The sequence below is a fragment of the Allosphingosinicella sp. genome, from assembly GCF_036387615.1.
In the GTDB taxonomy this organism is placed as follows: domain Bacteria; phylum Pseudomonadota; class Alphaproteobacteria; order Sphingomonadales; family Sphingomonadaceae; genus Allosphingosinicella.
The window spans coordinates 20,310-43,289 of sequence record NZ_DASVTH010000043.1 but is presented as its reverse complement, the minus strand read 5'-3'; the positions used below and the strand labels follow the sequence as shown (position 1 = coordinate 43,289).

Below are 22,980 nucleotides of genomic sequence, written 5' to 3'. Positions count from 1 at the left end.
GTGACCAGCCGTGTGGAACTCAGTCTCCCTGCCCGGGCTCGGGCGAGAAATACTTCTGGAACTTGCCTTCCTCGCCCTTGTGCTCGTCCGCGTCGGGCGGGGAAGGGCGCTTGCGGGTGAGGTTGGGCCAGTCGGCGGAATAGGTGGTGTTGAGTTCCAGCCATTTCTCAAGGCCAGGCTCCGTGTCCGGCAGGATCGCTTCGGCGGGGCATTCGGGCTCGCACACGCCGCAATCGATGCACTCGCTGGGATTGATCACCAGCATGTTGTCGCCTTCGTAAAAGCAGTCGACCGGGCAAACTTCCACGCAATCCATATATTTGCAGCGGATGCAGGCTTCGGTGACGACGTAGGTCATTGCGGCTTCTCCTGGATGGGCCGAGCCCTAGTCCCCGCCGCCTTCGCTCGTCAACGGGGCCGCGCCCTCGTTGAGCTCGGTGTATAGGAGGCGCGCTTCGGCCGGCGGACCGCGGCGAACAGGCAAGGCTTCAATCCTCAGCACGCGCACCTGTCCGTGGACGGCAAAGCTCAGCACGTCGCCGACGCGAACCGACGCATGGGCGCGGTCGATGACGCGGCCGCCGAGGCGCAGGCGGCCCTGCTCCGCGAGCGTCTGCGCCAGCGAGCGGGTTTTCACGATCCGGGCGAACCAGAGGAATTTGTCGAGCCGCAGGCTGTCAGCCATTGCGGCGCAGTTCCGCCAGCGCGGCGAAGGCGTGGCTGGGATCGGCGCGCCGCTCTTCTTTCGGGCGCGCCCGGCCACGCCAGATCCAGCCAGCCTCGCCAGTCGAGGGGCGGAAGCCGAGCTCCTTCATCAACCTGGCAATTGCAGGCGGCTGCAGCCCGAGCGAAGTCGCCAGCGCCTCGTCCACCACGCGCGCCTGCTTGCCGGTGCGAGCCTCGTGGGCATGACGAGCGAGCCGCTCGACCAGATCGACGCGCAGCATCTGCGGCCCGAGCGCCCGGAAGCCGAGCCGGCTGAGCAGTAGCCGTTCGCCGTTCGGGGGTGTCGGCAGCAGGACACTGGCTTCCGGCGGCAGCGCGGGCATCGTCTCGCCGGCCGCGGCGGCGCGGAGCGCGGTTCGCCAACGCCGGGCCTCGGGCTTGAGAACGTCCGGCATGAACAGGTCGAGCGCGCCGATACGAACCTTGAGCTTGCCGATCGCGCGGCGCTGATCCCGGTCGAGCGCGGCGAGCGGCTTCAAGACCGCCTCGCGCGCGATGATTCCGCCTTCGTCGACCAGCATGGCGAGAATCGAGCGGACGGCGGGCGCTGCACCCGGATCCTGCGCCGCCATGCCGGCGACGCGCAGGTGCCCAAGCGTGCGCTCGACCCCATGGCGGACCCAGAGCTTCAGCCGCTCGATCACCGCCTCCCTGCCCCGCTCCGACAGGCGCTCGATTCGCCGATCGAGGTGCACGCGCGGGGACAGCAGGTTCTTGCCGGGCCCGAGCCGCGCCACTTCGTGCCCGCGCCACAGGATCGCGACCGGGCTGCCCGGCTCGGTGCGGAGGGTGAAGCTCTCGTCCTTGTCGGCGACCAACGCGGCCGCGCGCTTTTCATATTCGCCGGACAGGCGCCGCTCGGCTGTGGCGAGCAGCATCTTGCGGTCGGCGTGGCGCGCCGTCGGATCGACCTCGAAGTGGAAGCCGGTGAGCTTGCCGATCGCGTAGGTGCCGACCGAGACCTCGCCTTGATCGTCGACCAGCACCGGAAACTGGGATGCGCCCTTGCCGCCGACATCGCGCATCAGCACGGCGGTGCGCCGATCGACGAAGCGCTGAGTGAGCCGCTCGTGAAGGGCGTCGGACAGCTTCTCCTCCACCGCGCGGGCGCGCTCCGCCATTTCCTCGGGGCTCGCCAGCCAGTCGGCGCGGTGCGCGATATAGGCCCAGGTGCGCACCCCCGCGATGCGGTCGGCGAGCGTATCAATGTCGCCCTGGACGTTATCGAGTCGGGCGACCTCCCCGGCGTACCAGCCCTGCGGGATGCGGCCCTCGCCTTCCGTCAGATGCGTATAGATGCGCGCAACTAGGCGAGCGTGATGGTCGGCTCCTGTCTTCCTGAAGTCGGGCAGGCCGCACGCTGCCCAGAGCCGGCGCACGCGCTCCTGGCCGTTGGCACGGGCGCGCACCTCCGCGTCCTCGGACAGTCGCTTCAGAACCGCCAGATCGACGGCTTCGGGCGCGGCGCGGAGGCCCGCTTTCTCCGGCCGCCGTTCCAGCGAGCAGATCAGCGCATCGAGGCTGCGGAACTCAGGGTCGCCCTCCCGCCAGTACAGATGGTCGAGCGGTGCGAAGCGATGCTCCTCGATTGCCTCGATTTCTTCGGTTCGGAATTCGGATGCCGGCTCCCCCTCGCTGGTCAGGGTGCCGAACGTGCCGTCCTTTTGGTGGCGACCGGCCCGGCCGGCAATCTGCGCCATCTCCGCCGGGGTCAGCCGCCGCCGTCGCTTGCCGTCGAACTTCGACAGGCCGGCAAAGGCGACGTGGGTCACGTCCATGTTGAGGCCCATGCCGATCGCGTCGGTGGCGACGAGGTAATCGACCTCGCCGGCCTGATACATGGCGACCTGGGCGTTGCGGGTGCGTGGGGAAAGCGCGCCCATCACAACCGCCGCGCCCCCGCGCATCCGGCGCAGCATTTCGGCGACCGCGTAGACCTGCTCGGCCGAAAAGGCGACGATCGCCGAGCGCGGTGGCAGGCGGGACAGCTTGGCGGGTCCGGCATAGCTCAGCGTCGAGAAGCGCGGCCGGCCGATGATCTCGGCCTTGGGCAGGAGCGCGCGCACCATCGGCGCCAGCGCTTCGGAGCCGAGGATCATCGTCTCCTCGCGCCCGCGGGCGTGGAGCATGCGATCGGTGAAGACGTGGCCGCGCTCCGGATCCGCGCCGAGTTGCGCCTCGTCGAGCGCGACGAACGCGAAGTCGCGCTCCATCGGCATCGATTCGGCGGTGCACAGGAACCAGCGCGCGTCCTTGGGCAGGATCTTCTCCTCGCCCGTGATCAGCGCGACCTGGTTGGGCCCCTTGAGCTTGATCACTCGATCGTAGACTTCGCGGGCGAGCAGGCGGAGCGGGAAGCCGATCATCCCGCTCGAGTGAGCGGCCATGCGCTCCACCGCGAGATGCGTCTTGCCTGTGTTGGTGGGCCCCAGGATGGCGCTGAGCGGCGCCCGGGCGAAATCACTCATGGAACATAGATCGGACCTTACGCGCGTTAGCGCAACGTCTTGCTTCGCGGCGGCATTTCGACGCTTAACTTTACTTTAACCTCATTCTCCCACAGTCGAAGGCCAAGGACGCGAGCAGTGGGCCCCTTAGCGGACTGGCTGCGAACGGGCGGAACGGGGGCTTTTGGGCTTGTATCACGGCAGCGAATTCGGCGCGGCGGGCGGGGGAGCGGTAAGCCTGAGGGCTCAGACTGCACCGCTTGGTCTCGCGCCATTGCCGCTCAAGCCGCGCCGACTCTCCCGGTTGCGCAGCCTGCAACTGGTCACCGACCTGGGCGTCGGCGTAGGCTCACGCGAATGGCTGCGCGGTGCGGCGACCTGCCTGGCGCTATGCTACGCCGCCTGGTCTTTCTCCCCTGGCATGGAGCCGCTGATCGGCGCCAGCCCTGCCCCCATCGCCGAGGAGCATTGGGAAGAACTCCAGGCTCTCACCATCTCCCCGCTGGCCTATGGCGCCGACACAGGGCGGCGCATGGCGCCGACCGACGCGGTCCAGCCGCTGCTCGATGCGCCCGACCGGCCCAGCGTCGAGCTGACCGCGATGATGGGGTTCGGCGACAGTTTCACCCGCGTCCTGGAACGCGCCGGGGTTGCTTCGGCCGAAGCCGGGCGTGTCGCGGCGATGGTGGCTGCCGTCTCCGACCCGGAAGGGATCAAGCCGGGCACGGTGATGGACGTGCGGCTTGGGAGCCGATCCAGCCTCACCGCGCCGCGGCCACTCGAGGCCCTCAGCTTTCGCGCCCGGCTTGACCTGAAGCTCAGCATTCGCCGCGTCGACGGCCGGCTGATGCTGACGCAGGCGCCCGTGCCGGTGGACGGCACGCCCCTGCGAATCCAGGGCCGGGTCGGCACCAGCCTGTACCGCGCCGCCCGGGCCGCCGGCATTCCGGCCAAGGCGGTGGAAACCTACATTCGCGCGATCGCCAGCCAGATCGACATCGGGGATCTCGGCGAGGATGATCGCTTCGACATCGTTCTCGAGCACCGCCGGGCCGCAACCGGAGAGAGCGAGAGCGGGTCGCTGCTCTATGCCGGGCTGGAGCGCAGCGGGGGCAAGAGCCTTCAGCTGATGCCGTGGCAGCAGGACGGCCGCGTCCAGTGGTTCGAGGCATCGGGCGTCGGCAAGGCTCGCGGCGTTCTGCAAAGGCCCGTACCGGGTGTTGTCTCCTCCGATTTCGGCCTGCGCCGCCACCCGATCCTCGGCTATACCCGCATGCACAAGGGGCTGGATTTCACAGCGGGATATGGCACGCCCATTCTGGCCGCCACCGATGGAGTGGTGGCCGCCGCGGGTTGGGCCGGCGGGTACGGCCAGCAGGTCCGGTTGAGCCATGCCGGTGGCGTGACCACCAGCTACAGTCACATGAGCCGGATCATCGCCGAGCCTGGCAGCCATGTCCGCCAGGGGCAGCTCATCGGTTATGTCGGATCGTCCGGTCTTTCGACCGGGCCGCACCTCCATTACGAGCTTCACGTCAACGGCGTGCCGGTCGACCCCGCATCCGTCCAGTTCGCGACCCGTGCGCAGCTGAGTGCACCCGAGTTGGCGGGCTTCCGCGCCAGGTTACGCGCCTTGCTCTCGATCCAGCCGGGCGCGACGCCGGCGGGCGGCGACGGCACGGCCCACCTCGCCTTCTAAGCTCGGCGTCCAGTTGTCCCGGCCAAGGCCGCAAACAGCTTCTTTACCCTTATTCTCTAGCAACCAAAGGCGGAACCCGCGTGCAACAGGGGGGAAGGGCCGCATCATGACCGATCTAGTAAGCCTGCATGGATTTGAGCGAGATCAGGAGATCGAGCCGGTCGAGCGCATCCCCGTTCAGAAAGTCGCCCCCACCACCTTGCAGCGCGCGATGCGGCACGAGCCGATCGGTTACGTGACCGAGATTTCAGGCGGCGGAGCGAAAATCCAGATCGAGGGCCAACGGCTTCGTGATCTCGGAGCCAACCCTGACCCGAGCGTTGCGCTCTCCGGCCAGGTCGGGAGCCAGATCAAGCTGGAAGTCGGCAAGCATTGGCTGCTCGCCAACGTCCGCAACCTGCGCACCGATGGCGCGGATCTGGTGGTCGCCGAAATCGACTTCCTCGGCGAAGGCGACGAGCACGAGCAGACCGGCAAGCTGATCAACTTCAAGCGCGGCATCACCTCTTATCCCATTCCAGGCAATCGGGTGTTCCCGGTCACGGGCGAGGACCTGAAGCAGATGTTCGCGGCCGACGACCGCGCCAACATCGAGATCGGCACCGTTTATCCCACCAAGGACGTGCGCGGCGCGCTTTATGTCGACGCCATGCTGGGCAAGCACTTCGCGCTACTTGGGTCGACCGGCACAGGTAAGTCGACCTCGGCCGCGCTCATCATGCACCGTATCTGCGAGCTCGCGCCCGAAGGTCATATCGTCATGATCGACCCGCACGGCGAATATTCGGCAGCGTTCAAGGGCACCGGCGAACTGTTCAACGTCGACAATCTGGCCATGCCCTATTGGCTGATGAACTTCGAAGAGCATTGCGAGGTGATGATCACCTCATCGGGCGCTGACAAGCAGACCGACGCCGACATTCTCGCCAAATGCCTGCTGCATGCGCGCTCCAAGAATCGCGCTGCGGAGGGGCTGAGCAAGCTCACGGTCGACTCGCCCATCCCGTACACGCTGAGCGATCTCAGCAACTCCATCCAGAACGAGATGGGGCTGCTCAACAAAGCGACCGACACGGCGCCTTATATGCGGCTCAAGACCAAGCTCGACGAGCTGAAGGCCGATCCGCGCTACAGCTTCATGTTCTCCGGCATGCTCGTCGCCGACACCATGACCGGTTTCATCTCCAAGATTTTCCGGCTGCCGGCAAAGGGCAAGCCGATCTCGATCGTGGACGTGTCCGGGGTTCCCTCCGACATCACCTCGGTGGTGGTCGCAGTGCTGTCCCGCCTGGTGTTCGACTATGCGATCTGGTCGCGTAACGAGCTGCAGCGCCCGGTGCTGCTGGTCTGCGAGGAAGCGCACCGATACGTGCCGTCCGACAAGACCTCGTCCGGCCAGGCCGTGCGCAAGATCCTGGAGCGGATCGCCAAGGAAGGCCGTAAATACGGCGTGTCGCTGGGCCTCATCACGCAGCGTCCGTCCGATCTGGCCGAGGGCGTGCTCTCCCAGTGCGGCACCATCATCGCGATGCGCCTCAACAATGAGCGCGACCAGCATTTCGTGAAGGCGGCGATGCCGGAAGGCGCGCGCGGCTTCCTTGATGTGATCCCGGCGCTGCGCAATCGCGAATGCATCGTCTGCGGCGAGGGCGTGTCGATTCCGATCCGCGTCGCCTTCGACGAACTCGAGCACAGCCGCCGGCCGGCCTCGTCCGATCCGCTCTTCTCCGAGCTGTGGAAGCAGACGGGCGAAGAAGAGGCGATGGTTGCCCGCGTGGTCAAGCGCTGGCGCGCCCAGGGGCGGTAAGCATCGGGCGGGAGCTGGCAGGAAAAGCCTGCCAGCACCGCGATTCCAACGCCGTCAAGGACGGCCCGATTCGCTCCGATGAGGTATCGTCGCCTGCTCAGGTCGAACGACAGCTTGGCTAAACGCGAAGAACGACAAGCCACAGCAGGACTTTGGGACTGGAAAGTGGGTTCGCGCTCGGCCGAACCTGCGGCGCCTTGCATCGGGAACGACACCGCGGCGGCGGATCAGGCAAAGCCAATCCGGGCTCGCGTTAAGCGCGGTGCACACGATCTGTGGCGCGACAAGCCCAAGTTGGCCCGACCCAGGAACGGCGAGGTCGAAGATCCGCAGACGAGCTAGGCAGCGGCCTTTCGCACGGCCCGGTCCACCACCGCCTGATCGGTGACCGGCGCAATCACCGAAAGCGCCCCATATTGGTTGCGGCGAGCGACGAGGACGACGAATTCGCCGTCCCCGGGGACATCGAGGTCCAGATAGGCCAGCGGCTCGGCCGTGCGAAGCGCGTCGCGGCCATCCGGTGATTGCGGCTTGGCCTGGGGCCGCCTTGCTTTACGCTCGGCCTGGACGACGCCCTTGAGGCCGCCGCTGAACCGCTCGAGCAGGCGCGGCAGCTCGCCTTGGCCGACCGCCTCGCGCTGGCCATAGGAGAGCGCCGCCGCGAATTCCGTCAGGCGGGTCTTGTCGTAATCGACCCCGAAGATCAGCTTGACGACGGGCGTCATCGGCGCACGCGCCTGCCCCTTCAGGCCGGCATCCTCCAGGATCTCGGCATAATCCTCCGGCGCCTGCTCGGCAGCGAGGGCGAAATCATACGCCTGGCCGAGCGCGCGGTACAAAGCCGAGCGGCTGCGCGCATCGGCGCTCTTGACGATCTCGGCCGTCTCGCGGGCGGCGCACAGGCGGTCGGCAAGGCCCGCCTCCGGGTCGAGGGGCAATCTGCTCTGCCCGGCACTCTCTGCTTCGTCATAGCCGATACCGAGCTCAAGCCCGTCATCGACGAGAGCGGAGCTTGCATCGTATACGGCGCCCTCGAGCGGCGCGCTGTTGGGACCGTCGGCCCATACCGGGCAGGCCTCGGCCGACGAGTGGGAAGGACTTGCTCTGCTCGCTTCCGAAGCGATCCCGGCGACGGTCGCGCCATCGGCGACTTCCTTCCAATTGATCACGCCATAGATGAAGTCGATCTTGTCGCCGTCCGATGAGAAGGGCATCAGGATCCCGCGATACATGGTATTGACGCCGCGCTGGCCGACGAACTCGGCTTCAAAGCCGATCGGCGCGCAATTGGCGATGATCTGGAGATAATGGTCGGTCAGCCGCGACAGCAGCGAACGGCTTGGCACGTCGCTGATGTGGCGGATGTCCTCGGCCAGCCGGCATTCGGTGCGGAGCGAGCGCCCGACGAACACAATGGCGGGGTCTTCGCTGCCCGCTGTGAAATCGAGCAGCACGCTGTGCGGGCCGAAATCCTCGATATTGTGCGGATCGAGGTTGCGGATCGACGGGTAGGCCCGTCCGTCCAGCAGGGAGACCCAATAATTGTAGGCGCGGACATGCATCCGCCGCTCATCCACGCCGATCTCCGGCGGCGCTTCGTTTGCCGGCTCGTCCTCATAAGCGAGGTCGCTTGCATCGTCGAACGCCCGGTAACTGTCCATTGCATGTCCTCGAAAGGCAGGTCGGCTGATATCTCTGTCGACCTCATGCCCCGGACATGGTTGAGGAAGCGTAAACCAGGCCGGCGCTTGTCTTCGCCAGGGCCCGCTGATATGGGCCGCGCCTTACACCGGTCAGCCGCTTTAGCTCAGCTGGTAGAGCACATCATTCGTAATGATGGGGTCACAGGTTCGAGTCCTGTAAGCGGCACCACTTGGCCCCCGGGGTTCGCGCATGACCAGCCCCATCCTGTTCGACCATTACCGCTCCTCCGCCTCGTATCGGGTGCGGATCGCGCTCAATCTGAAGGGCGTCGAGTACCGCTCCATCCCGGTCGACCTGGCGGCCGGCGCGCAGAAAAAGCCGGACTATCGCGCGGTCAACCCGCAGGGGTTCGTGCCCATGCTCGACGATGGCGGACGCCGGATCACGCAGAGCCTCGCCATCATTCATTATCTCGACGCGACCCGGCCCGAGCCGCCGCTCGTGCCCGGCGACGCTGCCGACCGGGCGCATGTCGTCGCGCTGGCGCTTACCATCGCGTGCGACATCCACCCGCTCAACAACCTGCGCGTCCTCAAGCACCTCACCGGCGATCTCGGCCTCACCGAGGAGACGAAGAACGGCTGGATCGCGCGCTGGATTAGCGAGGGCTTCGCTGCGCTGGAGGCGCTCGCGGCGCCGCGCGCCGGCCGCTTCCTGTTCGGCGACTCTCCGACCCTGGCCGACATCTGCCTCGTGCCGCAGATGTACAATGCCCGGCGTTTTCACGTGCCGCTCGACTCCTTCCCGCTGCTGGTGCGCCTCGATGCCGAGGCGACGGCGCTCGAGGCGTTCGCCGCCGCGCATCCGGACAGAGTCGCTCCGCCCGCCTGAACGCGCTAAAGCAGCGCCAAAATGCAGGAGGCGCGAATGGCGACTGTGATGGACAGGCAGGTCGAGGGCACGACGGCGGCGCGGCAGCGCAGCGCGATCATGGGTGCGCCGGTGGCGCTGAGCAGCGTCGAGATCCCGAGCCTCCAGGGCCAGGTCAGCGAGGAGGAGTGGAAGATCCGCGTCGATCTCGCCGCCGCCTATCGCCTGGTCGCCTATTTCGGTTGGGACGATCTCGTCTTCACCCACCTGTCCGCGCGCATCCCCGGCCCCGAGCACCATTTCCTGCTCAATCCGTACAACCTCATGTTCGAGGAAGTGACCGCGTCGAGCCTGGTCAAGGTCGGCATGGACGGCCGGCCGGTCGGCGAAACGCCGTTCAACACCAACGCCGCGGGCTTCACGATCCACTCCGCGATTCACATGGCGCGGGCGGACGCGCACGCCGTGATCCACCTCCACACACCGCACGGCCAGGCCGTCTCCGCCCACGCCGAGGGCCTGCTGCCGCTGACCCAGACTGCGATGCTGGTCCGCGACGACGTCGCCTATCACGATTATGAGGGGGTCGCGGTCGATCTCGACGAGCGCGAGCGCATCGTCGCCGATCTTGGCGACAAGGGCAGCATGCTGCTGCGCAACCACGGAACGCTCGCGGTCGGCGAGACGGTCGGCGAGGCGTTCCTCAAGATCTACTTCCTGGAACGCGCATGCCAGGCCCAGATCCTGGCCTTGTCGATCGGCCATGAGGGCCTCAACAGCCCACCGCAAGGCGCCCCCGAAGTCACCGCCGAGCAGGGCAAGATGGGCCTCAAGATGGCCGCCGGCGCCCTCGCCTGGCCCGCCCTGCTGCGCAAGGCCTACCGGCTCGACCCCAGCTTCGCGACTTAGTTCCGAATGTGCCAGTGCGGACGTGCGTGGTGAGTGGACTATGCTTGGACGATGACCTGGCAAGGGTCGCTTCATGAACAGGTCAGCGCCATCAGCTAAGGTCCGCTTCCACCCGAAGGCGAGATTCGACGGACAAGGACTCACTTGGCAACGGGTCGATCAAACCCGGGAACAAGTCAGGCTTTCTTTGAATCCGCTCCGCGTGGTGTAATCAACGTTGAAGGAGGGTTTTGCCGCGGAACCGGTAATGCGGGTCCCCGTGATCGTTGCTCCCGCAGCGGCCAGAGAGCTGAAGTTCGGATTCCACAGAACGCGGCCTGAGGCATCGGTCGCCAACGGCTTGAACGGTCCGCCCGGCGTATGGGACGGGCCCCGGTAGCTCCGGCCTTTGATGTCGACGAACCCCAGCGTGGAGAGCATTGAGCCGATCCATATCTGACAGGTGTACCGGCCGTCGGGCAGCGTGCCACTGCGGGCGCCGCCTGCTGCCGCAGGCGCACGCGGCGGGTTGGGTCGAGCGGGAGCGGCCCGCACGGCAGCGAACTGCATGTCCGGCTTGAAGGACGGGTCATCGGCCTTGATCCACTTACCGGGCGCTCGAACGGTGCCGGTCTCGTATCGACGTTTGTTGCCGTTCGTGTCGAGGTTGGAATCAACACATTTGAGCTCGTAATAGTCAGCTTCGTTTGGGCCGCCGAGCACCTGACACCGAAGCCACTGGAAGTCACCCTGAATAGGGGACCCAAGCACGACTTGGCCTGGCTTCCACTGCTGCGCTAGCGCACTACTGGAAGCCATGGCGAACGCCAGGCCAAGCACGAGCACGCGTAAGTTGGGCGCCGTCAATGGATGTCCCCTCTAAGAAAGTCGCAAAGTCTTGCTCCCCGACTCGGGCAAGTGGGCTCCTTTTCGACTGCTCAGTCAAATAGATATTTTGCTTCCGTTCCCGGCGCGGCGCCAAGAAAGTCGACATCTTGATCATGTCTGCGATGAAAGCAGCCATCTGAACTTGCTCGCCGTCGCAGCGGAGCCCCTACTCGGCAAAATTCTTCGGCCGCTCTCCACCTTCACCGCGTCAGCGGCAGTTCCTTCTGGTCGGGCTCGAACTTGCGCCAGCCGTCCGGCCCCAGCCGTTCGAGCGGGCGGAACTTGGCCTTGTAGGCCATCCGGCGGGAATGCTCGACCCAATAGCCGAGATAGACATAGGGCAGGCCGGCCCGGCCGGCGCGGATGATGTGGTCGAGGATGATGTAGGTGCCGAGGCCCGGCCGGTCGGGATGATCGGGCTCGAAGAAGCTGTAGATCATCGACAGGCCGTCCGCCTGCTGGTCGGTCAGGCAGGCTCCGACCAGGCGGCCCGGCCGCCCGTCAAGCGAAGGCTCGCGATATTCGACGACATAGGTCTTGACCGGGCTTTGCTCGACCATGTCGGCAAAGTCGCCTTCGTCCATGTCGACCATGCCGCCGCCCGGATGGCGTTGCTTCAGGTAGCGGCGGAGCAGCTCATATTGCTCGCCGGTGGTCCAGGGCTTGCAGGCGGTGACTTCGAGATCGGCGTGTCTGCGCATCATCTTGCGCTGGGTGGCGCTCGGCTGAAACTCGCTCGCGACCACCCGGACCGAGACGCAGGCCGAGCAATCGAGGCAGCTCGGCCGGTAGGCGACGCCCTGGCTGCGGCGGAAGCCGATCCGGCCGAGCGCGTCGTTGAGCTCGTTCGCGTGCTGGCCGTTCAATTCGGTGAACACTTTCCGCTCGGTCTTGCCCGGAATGTAGGGGCAAGCCGAGGGCGTGGTCACAAAGAAGCGGGGAAAGCGAAATGGTGCGCTCACCGGGACTCCGGGTTGGGCAGCTGCGGAAGGGCTCTTTATGAGACTTCGGACGGGTGAAAGGAAGGGGCGGACTCGGCAGACCGCGCGGACACGGCGACACGTTCCAGCCCGGGACGTGAGCCAGCCGCCGGCTTAACGCTCGCCCGGACTAATCCACTTCGACGGGATGCACGTCGAAGCCGCTCGCCTTCAGATCGCCGACGAGCCGCTGGAGATGCGCCGCATCCCGGGCCTCGCAGTCGAAGTCGGTGAACAGGCCCTTGGCCGGCAGCGTCGTGAAGATGCGCTGGTGATAGACTTCGATGATGTTGATCTGATGTTTCTCAAACAGGCGAACGACCGAGAACAGCGCCCCGGGGCGGTCCTGGAGCTGGATCCGAAGCCGCGCCATCCGGCCGGAACGGGCGAGGTCGCGAAGCAAGACGGTGGCGAGCAGGCGCGTGTCGATATTGCCCCCGGTCAGCACCAGGCCCACCTTGCGCCCCTTGAGTCGCTCGGGATGGGTCAGGAGAGCCGCCAGAGCCGCCGCGCCCGCTCCTTCCGCAACCGTCTTCTCGATCTGGAGGAACAGACTGACCGCTGTTTCGATGTCGCGCTCCGGGACGAGCAGGATCTCGTCCACCACCCGGCGGATGATCGACGCGGTGAGCGCGCCCGGCTTCTTGACCGCGATGCCCTCGGCGATCGTGTCGCCGGAGGAGGGGCGCTCCTCGCCTGTCACATGGCAGTACATGGACGGGTAGAGCTCGGCCTGGGCGCCGATTACCTCGATGTCCGGCCGGAGCGCCTTGGCGGCGATGCCCATGCCGGCGATCAGCCCTCCGCCGCCGATCGGGACGACGAGGGCGTCGATCTCCGGCGCATCCTCCAGCAGTTCGAGCGCGACCGTGCCCTGGCCGGCGATGGTTTCCGCATCGTCGAACGGGTGCACGAAGGTCAGGCCCTGCTCCGCCTCCAACTCCTTGGCCCTGGCATAAGCTTCGTCGAACAGCTCGCCATGAAGCACAACCGTGGCGCCGTGCCCTTCCGTCTGCATCACCTTGATCGTCGGTGTCGGCTTCGGCATCACGATGGTGACGGGCACGCCCAGGCGCCGGCCGTGATAGGCGACCGCCTGCGCGTGATTGCCCGCCGAGGCGGCGATCACGCCCCGCGCGCGGCGGGCTTCGTCCATCAGCAGCAGCTTGTTGAGCGCGCCCCGCTCCTTGTAGGCCGCGGTGAACTGCAGGTTCTCGAACTTCACGAACACGGTCGCGCCGGTCACGTCGGACAAGGTCCGGCTGTGCAGGGTCGGCGTACGCACCACGGCGCCGCGGATGCGGCCGGCGGCCGCGCGAATATCCTCCAGCGTGACGGGAAGCGGGTCAGCGTCGGCCATCGGGGCACCTAAACCCATCTGGCGCCCCGGGCAAACAAGCCCTATGCCGCCGGCCATGGCACGTATCGCGTTCATCGGGCTCGGCGTGATGGGCTCACCCATGGCCAGGCATCTGACCGAAGCCGGCCACAGCGTCGTCGTCTACAATCGAACGACCGACAAAGCGCGCGAATGGGCAAAGGCCCATGGCGGCGCCTATGCCGGCACTCCAGCCGCGGCGGCCGGCGGTGCGGACGCGGTGATCAGCTGCGTCGGCAACGATCGCGACGTGGAGGCGGTGACGCTCGGGCCCGATGGCGCCTTTCGCAACATGAAGGCGGGCGCGATCTTCATCGATCATACCACGGTCTCGGCCCGGCTTGCGCGGCACTTGGCGCAGGTCGGAGGCAAGCAGGGCATTGCTGCGCTCGACGCTCCCGTCTCGGGCGGCCAGGCGGGGGCGGAGAATGGCAAGCTGTCGATCATGTGCGGCGGCACCGCGCAAGCCATGGCCGTGGCCGAGCCGATCATGGCCGCCTACGCTGCCCGGATCGTTCATGTCGGCGCGGAAGGCAGCGGCCAGCTGACCAAGATGGTGAACCAGATCGCCATCGCGGGGGTGCTGCAGGGGCTCTCCGAGGCGCTGCACTTCGCCAAGGCCGCAGGCCTCGATACCGACAAGGTGCTGGAGGCGGTCTCGGGCGGCGCTGCTCAGAGCTGGCAGATGAACAACCGCTGGAAAACGATGGCGGAAGGGCAGTTCGACTTCGGCTTCGCCGTCGATTGGATGCGCAAGGATCTCGGCCTGACACTGGAGGAAGCGCGGGCCAACGGCGCCAGCCTTCCGATGACGGCGTTGGTGGATCAATTCTACGCCGAAGTGCAGGCGATGGGCGGCGCGCGTCAGGATACGTCGTCGCTGATCCGAAGGCTGGTTCGATGAGGGTGCTGCTTGCCGCGCTTGCGGCGCTGTTCTTCTGCTCCGCGGCTTTGGCCGATACGCTTGTCGACAACGTCAACGGCTACACGATCGACCGGCAGGGCAAGCTGGTCCGCTTCGGCGCGATGGTGATCGGGGACGACGGCCGGGTACGCCAGCTCTATGGGCGCGGCGAACGGCGCGCCGAGCGTACCCAGTTCCGGATCGACGGACGCGGGCGAACCCTCATCCCGGGCCTGATTGACAGCCACGGCCATGTCATGGGCCTCGGCTTCAACGCCATCCAGCTCGATCTCAGCGACACTCGCAGCCTCGCGGAGGCGCAGGCCAAGATCGCTGCTTACGCCGCGGCCAATCCGAGTCCGCGCTGGATCATTGGGCGCGGCTGGAACCAGGAGACGTGGCGGCTCGGCCGGTTCCCGACGGCGGCCGACATCGACAAGGTGGTGGCCGATCGCCCGGTCTGGCTCGAGCGGGTCGACGGGCATGCCGGCTGGGCGAACAGCGCGGCCATGAAGGAAGCGGGCGTCACTTCGGCCAGCAAGTCTCCGGCCGGCGGGCGTATCGAGATGGCGGGCCGGCAGCCGAGCGGCGTGTTCGTGGACGCCGCCTCCCAGCTCGTCGAAAAGGCCGTGCCCGCGCCGCTGCCCGTGGTCCGCGACCGCGCCTTCCAGCAATCCCAGGAGATCCTGCTTTCTAACGGCATCACCGCTGCCGCGGACATGGGCACCAGCAGTGAGGACTGGATGGTGATCCGCCGGGCGGCCGATGCCGGCCAGCTCAAGGTCCGGATTCTCTCTTATGCCGGCGGCGTCGATACACTGATTGCCGTCGCGGGCACCCAGCCGACGCCATGGCTGTACGACAGCAAATTGCGCATGGTCGGCGTCAAGCTCTACTCGGATGGCGCGCTCGGCTCGCGCGGCGCCTGGCTCAAGCAGCCGTACAAGGATGCGGCGGGAGAAAAGGGACTTGGCTTCCTTACGGACGCCACGCTCAGGAATCTGATGAGCCGGGCCGCGATGGACGGATTCCAGGTCGCAGTCCACGCAATCGGGGACGCCGCGAATGCGCAGCTGCTCGAAGCGATCGAGGAACTCGCCGGGACTTACAAGGGCGACCGCCGCTGGCGCGTCGAGCATGCCCAGATCGTCGACACGGCCGATCTCCCGCGCTTCGCCCGCAACGGCATCATCGCCTCGATGCAGCCGGTTCACCAGAGCTCCGACTGGCGGATGGCCGAGGCGCGCATGGGAATGGCGCGGCTGGGCGGCGCTTACGCCTGGCGGAGCATGATCGCCAATGGCGTTCCGCTCGCCTTCGGCTCCGATTTCCCGGTGGAATCGCCCAACCCATTTGCCGGCCTCGCCGTCGCGATCACGCGTGAAGACACGCAAGGGCAACCGGCCGGCGGCTGGATCCCGGAGCAGAAGCTTAGCCTGACGCAGGCGCTGGATGGCTTCACCCGCGGCGCTGCCTATGCGTCGTTCGCCGAGGATCGACTCGGCACGCTCGATCGCGGCGCCTACGCCGACTTCATCTTCGTCGACCGCGACATCTTCGCCGCGACGCCGCAGCAGCTTCGCGAGACGCAGGTGCTGGAGACCTATCTGGCCGGCCGCAAGGTCTGGCAGCGCCGCTGACCGGCGGTCCCGTTTCGCGACACGCGAGGCGACCGCGACGCTTCACCTGACCGGGCTTCTCGTGAGACAAAGTTCCATCTCGAAGCGGATGGAGGACTCTTTTGCACGATCTGGCGAGCGCGAGGGCCGCGCACCTCCGGGTTGCGCACGACTGGCCGAGATCGTGGTGGCTCGTCCTCGCGGCGCTCTGCTTCGGCGCAATAGCGGCGTTCCGGGTCCTGGTGGCCGTATGGCCCAGCCTCGGCGACGCAGCCCTGTTCATGTATTTCGGGCAGCGGATGAACGAGGGCGCTCGGCTCTACGTCGATGTCTGGGACTTGAAGCCGCCGATCATCTTCCTCGTCAATGCCGCCGCGGATCGGCTCGGCGACCAGCGCGCGTGGCTCGCACTGTTCGAGACGGCCGCGCTTGCGGGGGCGGGTTGGCTGCTCTGGTCGACGCTGCACCGCGCTCGCTCCTGGCCGCCCGCGACCGCGGCTGCCCTGCTCTTCTACACGGTGCTGGTCGGCTATGACGCGATCGCGGAGGGCGGAAACTACAGCGAGCTTTACGTGCTCCCGCTCGCCGCCTTGTCTAAGTTCCTGTTCGTCCGGGCGCTCGATGAACACCAGCCGGCGCTGCTCGCGGGCGCCGGCGCCGCGGCCTGCCTCGCGGCTTTCGCCAAGCTGCCCGGCCTTGCCCCCTTGCTGGCGCAGATTGGCCTCTTGCTTTCGCTGCTGCTCGTTCCGGGCCGGAGGTCGCAAGCTGCCGCGGCGCTTAGCTGGTGCCTCGCCGGCTTCGGACTCTGCCTTGCAATCCTGCTTGGGCTCGGCGCCTGGCTGAGTGACCTGAAAGCGCTGATCGACGGCAGCCTCCTCCATCCGATCCATTATGCCGGTGGGCATCTCCCCGGGAGCGGTCACGCGCTCACCGATCAGTTCTACGTGCTCATCGCGATCGCCATGCCCTTGGCGCTGGCGGCCTGTGCGGCTGTGGCGGGTGCGTTCGGGCTGCTGCAAGCCGCGAAAGGAAAGCCGAAGTCCGACAGCGGCTTGCTGTTGCCCGGGTTGGAGGCTCAGCAGCTTTGCGGGCTGTTCGCCCTCTGGGCGCTGGCTGACCTGGCAGGGGCGCTCGGCACCGGACGCAATTACGGCCATTACTTCCTGCCGTTCGCGCTGAGCGGGGCGGCGGCTTCCGCGATGCTGATCAGCCTGGTTCGAGATCGCGGCGGCTATCGCCCGGGCCAGGCCGTGCTGTCGCTCTTCGCGGTGGCGCTGTGCGTCAATGCGGCCAACGCGGGCAGGATGAGCTGGTGGCGGATATCATCGCGAGCCCCCGGTGTGGAAGCGGCCGTGCCCCCGTCGCAGCGCGCGATCCTTGCCGAGCTTCGGGCGCGGGCGAGGCCGGAGGACCGGCTCGCCGTTTGGGACAGCATGTTCGCGCTCTACCCGATGAGCGGCGTCAGGAACGCGCTCCCATACCCCACCCTGACGCACGGGATAGACTCCGATCATGCGCTACGGAACGAGGCGCCGGCCATGCTGGACGCGCTGCGCCGCTGTTTGCCCACCTTCCTGGTCCTGTCCCGCCCGAGCACGCTGACGGACGCCCGCGCGGTCCGCTTCGAGGCGTCCGTCCGTGCTCTCGCGACAAGCCGATACGATCGGGTACGCCTCGATGCCGGAGCAGGCGAGGCCCAGCTTTGGATGCGACGCGGCCCCGGCCCGCTCAGCTGTCGGAATATTTGACCGAGCAGCCATAAGGGCGGCTGGTCGCAACCGAGACCGCCTTGCCGGCCTTGATCTCGCCAAGCGCAGCCAGCACGTGATTGCGTGCCCCCGCGACGTCGGCCGGATTCGCCGTCGGCTTGTCGTCGATCCCGCCCGCATAGACGAGCGTGCCCTTGGGGTTGATCACGTACATGTGCGGCGTGGTCTTGGCGTCATAGGCCTTGCCGACCACGCCCTTGTGATCGAGCAGATAGGCGGTCGGCTTCGCGCCGACCTTGCCGACCATCGCCTTGGCGGCGGCCGCGTCCATATGGCCCTGCTTGCCCGGCGCGCCCGAGTTGATGCTGAGCCAGACGACCCCCTGTTGCGCCGCCGCGGCCTGCGCCTTTTGCATGTTGCCCGATCCATAATGCTTCTGCACGAACGGGCAGCCGGGATTGTGCCACTCGAGCACGACCGTCTTGCCCCGGTAATCGGACAAGGTGACCGCCCGGCCGTTCATGTCGGAAAGGCGGAAGTTGGGCGCGGGCTGGCCGACGACGGGGGCCGCCGCCGAAGCGACGCTAGGGGCCATCGCGGTCACAACGAGCGCGGTGGCCGACGCTCCGCCCAGGGCGATCGCGGACATGAGGTAATAGGCTCGACGCATGTTTCTCTCCTTCAGCTGATCGTTTCCCGCAGCCGTCCGGGGGTGAGGATCTGGGGCAGAACCTGCGGCTCCTGGCCCGGCGCGTAATAAAGGTAGAGCGGCACGCCCGAGCGGCCGTGCGAAGCAAGAAAGCGGCCGATCTCCGCGTCGCCACGGGTCCAATCTCCGACCAGCACGGCGACGTTCTTCTGCGCGAAAGCCTCGGCGGTTTCCTTGCGCTCCAGCGCGCCCTTCTCGTTGACCTTGCAGGTGACGCACCAGTCAGCCGTGAAATACAGGAACACCGGGCGCGCCTGCCCACGAAGCTGCGACAGGCGCGCTTCGCTGAACGGCTCGGATTTCAGCGGGCCTTGCGCACTGGCCAGCGCGGGCTCGGTGGCGGTCTGGACCAGGAGCAGGGCGCCGACAGCCGCAAGCGCAGCCGGTGCAAGCGGCAGCCACAAGCGGCCATGCCCCTGCCGCTGCCCGACCCACCACAAGGCGAGGCCCACGATTAGTGCGGCGGCAAGCCCAAGCGCCATTCCATCCACGCCCGCTTGCCGGCCGAGCACCCAGGCGAGCGCGAGCGCCGTCAGGAACATGGGCACCGACATGATCCGGCGGAAGCGCTCCATCCATGCGCCGGGCCGCGGCAGGCGGCGGCGCAATGCCGGCACGAAGCCGAGCGCCAGGAAAGGCAAGGCGAGGCCCAAGCCAAGCCCAGCGAAGACGGCCAGGGCCGCCGCCGTCGGAAGCACCAGCGCAGCCCCGAGCGCGGCGCCCATGAACGGACCGGTACAGGGCGTCGCGACGAACGCGGCAAGCCCGCCGATCCAGAACGCGCCCGCGAAACCCTTGCGCTCGGCCAGGCGGCTCCCGCCCGCCAGGCTTGGCAGCTCGAACAATCCGGCGAGGTTCAGCGCGATCGCAGTCACCAGCAGCAGCAGGAACAGAATCACCCGCGGATCCTGAAGCTGGAACGCCCAGCCCGCGGCGGCCCCGCTCGCGCGGATCGCCAGCAATGCTCCTCCCAGCGCCAGGCACACCAGAACGGCGCCGGCCGTATAGGCGAGCGCTTCGCGGCGCGCTGCGCTCTCCTCCCCTCCGGCTTTGGCCAGGCTCAACGCCTTGAGACTCAGGATCGGGAACACGCATGGCATGATGTTGAGCAGCAGCCCGCCGACCACCGCCCCGAGCAGCGCCGCGAAAATCGCCGATCCGCTATCCTGAGACTGTTCCGCCGGGGCGAGCGCAGCGCCCGCAGCCGGAACCGTTCCGCGCACGGCCCGGAAGACGAGCCCCTGGTCCTCGCCGACTTTCAGGACGCCTTCGATCGGGCCGATTGTCGCGGCCGCAGAGCCCGCCTTCGTCTCCACAATCAGCATATCGCCGGCTCTCGAGACTTTCTGCGGGGCCGCATAATCGAGCGCGCCGTCGGTGAGCGGGAAGAAATAGGCCTCGCTCACGTCCATGCTGGCGGGGATCGGGACCGCCAGCCGGAAGCCGCCGCCGGCCAGCTCGAACCTGCCCTCGCTGCCGAGCGGCTTCGGGAGCGCCTGCCGATATTTGTCGAAGCTGGCGTTGCGAGCACCGGGAGTGCCGGCCTCGAGCTCGACCGCCACTTGCGCGCTTTCCGGCACGCAGATCTGGTCGGTGCAGGCGAGGTAATCGACCCGGCCACTGATCGGCAGCCGGGTTCCGGGGGCGACGCCGCTCGGCACGGCCATGTCGATCAGCTGGACATATTCGCCCTCATAGACGTAATTCATGAGGCCTGAGATGAGCAGCCGCCCCGGCACCGGATACTGGATCGGGCCCGCCGTCACGCCTTGCGGCAATTGCCAGGCGATGCTCGTCTCGATCCCGCTGTCGCCGGGATTCTTCCAATAGCCATGCCAGCCCTTCTCGGGCCGCATCACCAGCGCAAGCGTCACCGTCTGGCCGGGCGCAACGACGCGGCTTTCCGGCACCAGGCTCGCGGCGATATTGTTCTTGGCATGCGTCGGTGTGGTGAACAGCAGCGCCGCCACCAACGTCATCATCAGGTAACCGAGCCGCCCCATGGCGTTGCCTTGCTTCACGAGCGCCCTATAGCAGTTCGATCCGTTTCGATCACTTACTCTCGACGAGTGCCTGTCCTGTGTCGATGAACAGCTTTCTCGCCGCAATCGGCGCCGCATTCCTGATCGCCGCGCCCGCCTCCGCGCAGCCCGCACCGGCCAAGCCCAAGCTGGTGGTGGTAATTTCAGTCGACCAGCTTTCAAGCGATCTGTTCGCGCAATATCGCCAGCACTTCACCGGCGGGCTGCGCCGTCTGTCCGACGGCGTGGTGTTCCCGTCCGGCTACCAGGCCCATGCCGCGACCGAGACCTGCCCCGGCCACAGCACCATCCTCACCGGATCGCGCCCAAGCCGCACCGGAGTGATCGCCAACAACTGGTTCAACCTGGGCCTGCCCCGGGAGGACAAGCAGGTCTATTGCGCCGAGGATCCGCGGGTGCCGGGGAGCACCTCCAGCAACTATACGGTGTCGAGCTATCACCTGAAGGTCCCGGCCCTCGGCGACCTCATGAAGCGCGCCGATCCGGGCGCACGGGTGGCCGCTGTCGCAGGCAAGGACCGCGCCGCCGTCATGATGGGCGGCCATGGTCCGGATCATCTTTATTGGTGGAGCGGAAAGGCGTTCACCGGCGCGGCTCGGGCACCGCAGGCGGCGTCGCTCGCCGCGACCAACCGGGCGGTGGAGACGGCGCTGTCGCGCCCGCGCCAGCCGCTAAGCCTGCCGCCCGTCTGCCAGGCGCGCAGCCGGGCGGTTCCGGTCCAGGGAGGGCAAGCCGTCGGCGCCGGCCGCTTTGCGCGGGATGCAGGCGACAGCCGCGCCTTTCGCGCCTCGCCCGAGCTCGATGGGGCCAGCTTGGCCTTTGCGGGCGCGCTCCGCTCCGAGCTTCGGCTGGGCGAGGGCCGCTCGACCGACCTGCTGATCGTCGGGGTCTCCGCAACCGATTATGTCGGCCACACTTTCGGCACCCAGGGCGCGGAGATGTGCCTGCAATTGCTCTCGCTCGACCGCGATCTCGGCGACTTCTTCGCGCTGCTCGATCGCACCGGCATCGACTATCTGGTCGCGCTGACCTCCGATCATGGTGGGCTGGACCTACCCGAGCGCCAGGGCCAGAGCGCCGCACCGGGAGCGCTTCGGGTGGATCCGGCGCTGGCCGCAACCACGATGGGCAAGGCGATCGGCGCTCGGCTCGGCCTCGGCGGCCCCGTTCTGTTCGGAGACGGCGCGTTCGGCGACATGTACATTGATCGCGCGCTTCCTCCCGCCCAGCGCGCCCGCGTGCTTGCCGAGGCGCTGCGATCGTACCGCACTCACCCGCAGGTCGCCGCCGCCTTCAGCGCGGCCGAGTTGTCCCGCGCGCCGAGCCCGTCGGGCCCGCCCGACGCCTGGAGCCTGCTTGATCGCGCCCGCGCCTCGTTCGATCCGGAACGCTCAGGCGATCTCGTCGTGATGCTGAAGCCCATGGTGACGCCGATCGCGGACGCCAGCCGGGGCTATGTCGCCACCCACGGCAGCCCCTGGGATTATGATCGACGCGTGCCGATCCTGTTCTGGCGGCGCGGGCTCACCCCGTACGAGCAGCCGCTGCCGGTCGAAACGGTCGACATCATGCCGACCCTGGCCTCGATCCTGGGCGTGCCGATCGCTGCCGGAAGCATCGACGGCCGCTGTCTCGACCTGATCGAAGGTCCTGCGACAAGCTGCCGCTGATCAGCGGCGCTCGAATTCCTTGATACGCGCACCGACCTTGTTGCCTGCGATCCGGATGGCGTCCCCGCTGGCGTCGGCGACGAAGCTCGTCTGCTTGTCGAAGCCGGGCGCGACGCTCGCCTGGTTGCCCGTGATCGTCAGGCGCGAGGGATGCCACACGCCCTCGGCGGCGACCATGATCAAGGCGCTGTAATTCTCCTTGTCCCGACCTTGAACGAAGCTGTTGCGGGCGATCGTGCCGGAACCGCCGTTGGACAGGTCGATCATGTAGTTGGTCGTCCGCCCTCCGCTATCGTCAAAGCTCGAATCCACGATCTCGACCTTTGGAGTGCGCGTCTTCACATAATGACCGCCCGTCCCCTTTTCGAAGCGCGACCGGATCACCCGCAGCGTGCCGTAATTGCCGATATACAGGCTGTGAGCACAGCTCAGCCCCCGGTCGCAACGGCCCAGGCCTGAGAAGGTCGAGCGCTCGATCCGGATCTCGCTGCCGAGATCGTCGCCTGATAAGATACCCTCCTCGCTGTTGCGGAACAGCGTTTCGAGGACGTGCAGATTGCCTTTCTCCAGCCGGATGCCCGCCCCATTGCCGTCCGGCACGCGCAGGTTCTGGAAGGTGAGCCCCTCGACCCGCGCACCGCGCCCACGCAGTACCAGCGCCGCCTTGCCTTCGCAGGGCGCGCCGTCGAGCACCGCCGTGCCCGGCTGAGCGGCGACGAAGGCGATCCGGCCAGCTGTCTGGACGGCGCAGTCGCGGTGACGGCCAGGCGCGATCCGGATCGTGCCATCGCGGTCGCCAACCGCGTCAACGGCTTGCTGCAGCCGGGCGAATCCCTGGCCGGTTTCGACGACCACGAATGGCGCGCCGCCCTGGGCGGACAGCGGCGCGGCGAGCAGGGCGATCCCTGCGAGAAACAGCTTCTTCATCGCGCCGGATTGGCTCGCGCCCGGCGACGAGTCGATCCACAAAGGTGGTTAAGCGCGAGCCTGCGCCAAGTCG

Annotated in this window: 18 protein-coding genes and 1 tRNA gene; 9 read left to right on the top strand and 10 right to left on the bottom strand. The window is 67.3% G+C overall.

Translation table 11 applies throughout. The annotated features are described in order from the left end of the window. Positions 1–19: 19 nt before the first annotated feature. The 3 genes from fdxA to VF631_RS09820 are packed head-to-tail and all read right to left on the bottom strand — an operon-like array spanning position 20 to position 3,194. Positions 20–358 (bottom strand): ferredoxin FdxA, encoded by a 339-nt coding sequence (fdxA, locus tag VF631_RS09830; protein WP_431850118.1) that lies wholly within the window; start codon positions 356–358, stop codon positions 20–22. Between the two features lie 27 nt (positions 359–385). Next, a complete protein-coding gene (locus VF631_RS09825) occupies positions 386–685 on the bottom strand; it encodes an RNA-binding S4 domain-containing protein (protein WP_431850117.1) in 300 nt (99 codons plus the stop codon). Continuing rightward, positions 678–3,194, bottom strand: coding sequence for a helicase-related protein (locus VF631_RS09820; protein ID WP_431850116.1), 2,517 nt, complete (start codon positions 3,192–3,194; stop codon positions 678–680). The genes VF631_RS09825 and VF631_RS09820 overlap by 8 nt, the downstream gene beginning before the upstream one ends. Before the next feature lie 283 nt (positions 3,195–3,477). On the opposite strand from VF631_RS09820, the gene VF631_RS09815 reads away from it, so the two are divergent. Together VF631_RS09815 and VF631_RS09810 are read left to right on the top strand one after the other, a co-directional pair. Then, complete coding sequence (locus VF631_RS09815) at positions 3,478–4,872, top strand: M23 family metallopeptidase (protein ID WP_431850115.1); 1,395 nt, start codon at positions 3,478–3,480, stop codon at positions 4,870–4,872. Positions 4,873–5,083: 211 nt separating this feature from the next. Then, the gene (locus VF631_RS09810) at positions 5,084–6,679 is read left to right on the top strand and encodes an ATP-binding protein (RefSeq protein WP_431850130.1); all 1,596 of its coding nucleotides are present in this window, start codon (positions 5,084–5,086) and stop codon (positions 6,677–6,679) included. 338 nt (positions 6,680–7,017) lie between these two features. Here the strand turns inward: VF631_RS09810 and VF631_RS09805 are convergent, their stop codons facing one another. After that, the gene (locus tag VF631_RS09805) at positions 7,018–8,340 is read right to left on the bottom strand and encodes a PAS domain-containing protein (RefSeq protein ID WP_431850114.1); all 1,323 of its coding nucleotides are present in this window, start codon (positions 8,338–8,340) and stop codon (positions 7,018–7,020) included. A gap of 135 nt (positions 8,341–8,475) precedes the next feature. Here VF631_RS09805 and VF631_RS09800 point away from each other — a divergent pair. The 3 genes from VF631_RS09800 (at position 8,476) to VF631_RS09790 (ending at position 10,102) form a co-directional block, all read left to right on the top strand. After that, positions 8,476–8,551, top strand: a tRNA-Thr gene (locus VF631_RS09800). Between the two features lie 21 nt (positions 8,552–8,572). Further along, positions 8,573–9,214: a maleylacetoacetate isomerase gene (maiA, locus tag VF631_RS09795; RefSeq protein WP_431850113.1), complete on the top strand. Its 642-nt coding sequence runs from the start codon at positions 8,573–8,575 to the stop codon at positions 9,212–9,214. Between the two features lie 99 nt (positions 9,215–9,313). Continuing rightward, a complete protein-coding gene (locus tag VF631_RS09790; RefSeq protein WP_431850129.1) occupies positions 9,314–10,102 on the top strand; it encodes a class II aldolase/adducin family protein in 789 nt (262 codons plus the stop codon). 159 nt (positions 10,103–10,261) lie between these two features. On the opposite strand, the gene VF631_RS09785 is transcribed toward VF631_RS09790, so the two are convergent. From VF631_RS09785 to VF631_RS09775, 3 genes are all read right to left on the bottom strand, one after another. Further along, positions 10,262–10,948, bottom strand: a complete 687-nt coding sequence (locus tag VF631_RS09785; protein ID WP_431850112.1) for a hypothetical protein — start codon at positions 10,946–10,948, stop codon at positions 10,262–10,264. 221 nt (positions 10,949–11,169) lie between these two features. Continuing rightward, positions 11,170–11,931: an arginyltransferase gene (locus VF631_RS09780; RefSeq protein ID WP_431850111.1), complete on the bottom strand. Its 762-nt coding sequence runs from the start codon at positions 11,929–11,931 to the stop codon at positions 11,170–11,172. 148 nt (positions 11,932–12,079) lie between these two features. After that, complete coding sequence (locus VF631_RS09775) at positions 12,080–13,309, bottom strand: threonine ammonia-lyase (RefSeq protein WP_431850110.1); 1,230 nt, start codon at positions 13,307–13,309, stop codon at positions 12,080–12,082. A gap of 55 nt (positions 13,310–13,364) precedes the next feature. Here VF631_RS09775 and VF631_RS09770 point away from each other — a divergent pair, with 55 nt between their 5' ends. The 3 genes from VF631_RS09770 (at position 13,365) to VF631_RS09760 (ending at position 17,598) form a co-directional block, all read left to right on the top strand. After that, a complete protein-coding gene (locus tag VF631_RS09770; protein WP_431850109.1) occupies positions 13,365–14,231 on the top strand; it encodes an NAD(P)-dependent oxidoreductase in 867 nt (288 codons plus the stop codon). Beyond that, the gene (locus VF631_RS09765) at positions 14,228–15,871 is read left to right on the top strand and encodes an amidohydrolase (RefSeq protein ID WP_431850108.1); all 1,644 of its coding nucleotides are present in this window, start codon (positions 14,228–14,230) and stop codon (positions 15,869–15,871) included. Before VF631_RS09770 ends, VF631_RS09765 begins: the two co-directional genes overlap by 4 nt. A gap of 101 nt (positions 15,872–15,972) precedes the next feature. After that, positions 15,973–17,598 (top strand): hypothetical protein, encoded by a 1,626-nt coding sequence (locus tag VF631_RS09760; protein ID WP_431850107.1) that lies wholly within the window; start codon positions 15,973–15,975, stop codon positions 17,596–17,598. On the opposite strand, the gene VF631_RS09755 is transcribed toward VF631_RS09760, so the two are convergent. Both VF631_RS09755 and VF631_RS09750 read right to left on the bottom strand, forming a co-directional pair. Continuing rightward, the gene (locus VF631_RS09755; protein ID WP_431850106.1) at positions 17,579–18,229 is read right to left on the bottom strand and encodes a redoxin domain-containing protein; all 651 of its coding nucleotides are present in this window, start codon (positions 18,227–18,229) and stop codon (positions 17,579–17,581) included. The genes VF631_RS09760 and VF631_RS09755 overlap by 20 nt on opposite strands. 11 nt (positions 18,230–18,240) lie before the next feature. Further along, positions 18,241–20,271, bottom strand: a complete 2,031-nt coding sequence (locus VF631_RS09750; RefSeq protein WP_431850128.1) for a protein-disulfide reductase DsbD family protein — start codon at positions 20,269–20,271, stop codon at positions 18,241–18,243. An 83-nt stretch (positions 20,272–20,354) separates the two neighbouring features. On the opposite strand from VF631_RS09750, the gene VF631_RS09745 reads away from it, so the two are divergent. Beyond that, a complete protein-coding gene (locus VF631_RS09745) occupies positions 20,355–21,980 on the top strand; it encodes an alkaline phosphatase family protein (protein WP_431850105.1) in 1,626 nt (541 codons plus the stop codon). On the opposite strand, the gene VF631_RS09740 is transcribed toward VF631_RS09745, so the two are convergent. Beyond that, a complete protein-coding gene (locus VF631_RS09740) occupies positions 21,981–22,907 on the bottom strand; it encodes a right-handed parallel beta-helix repeat-containing protein (protein WP_431850104.1) in 927 nt (308 codons plus the stop codon). Between the last annotated feature and the right edge of the window lie 73 nt (positions 22,908–22,980).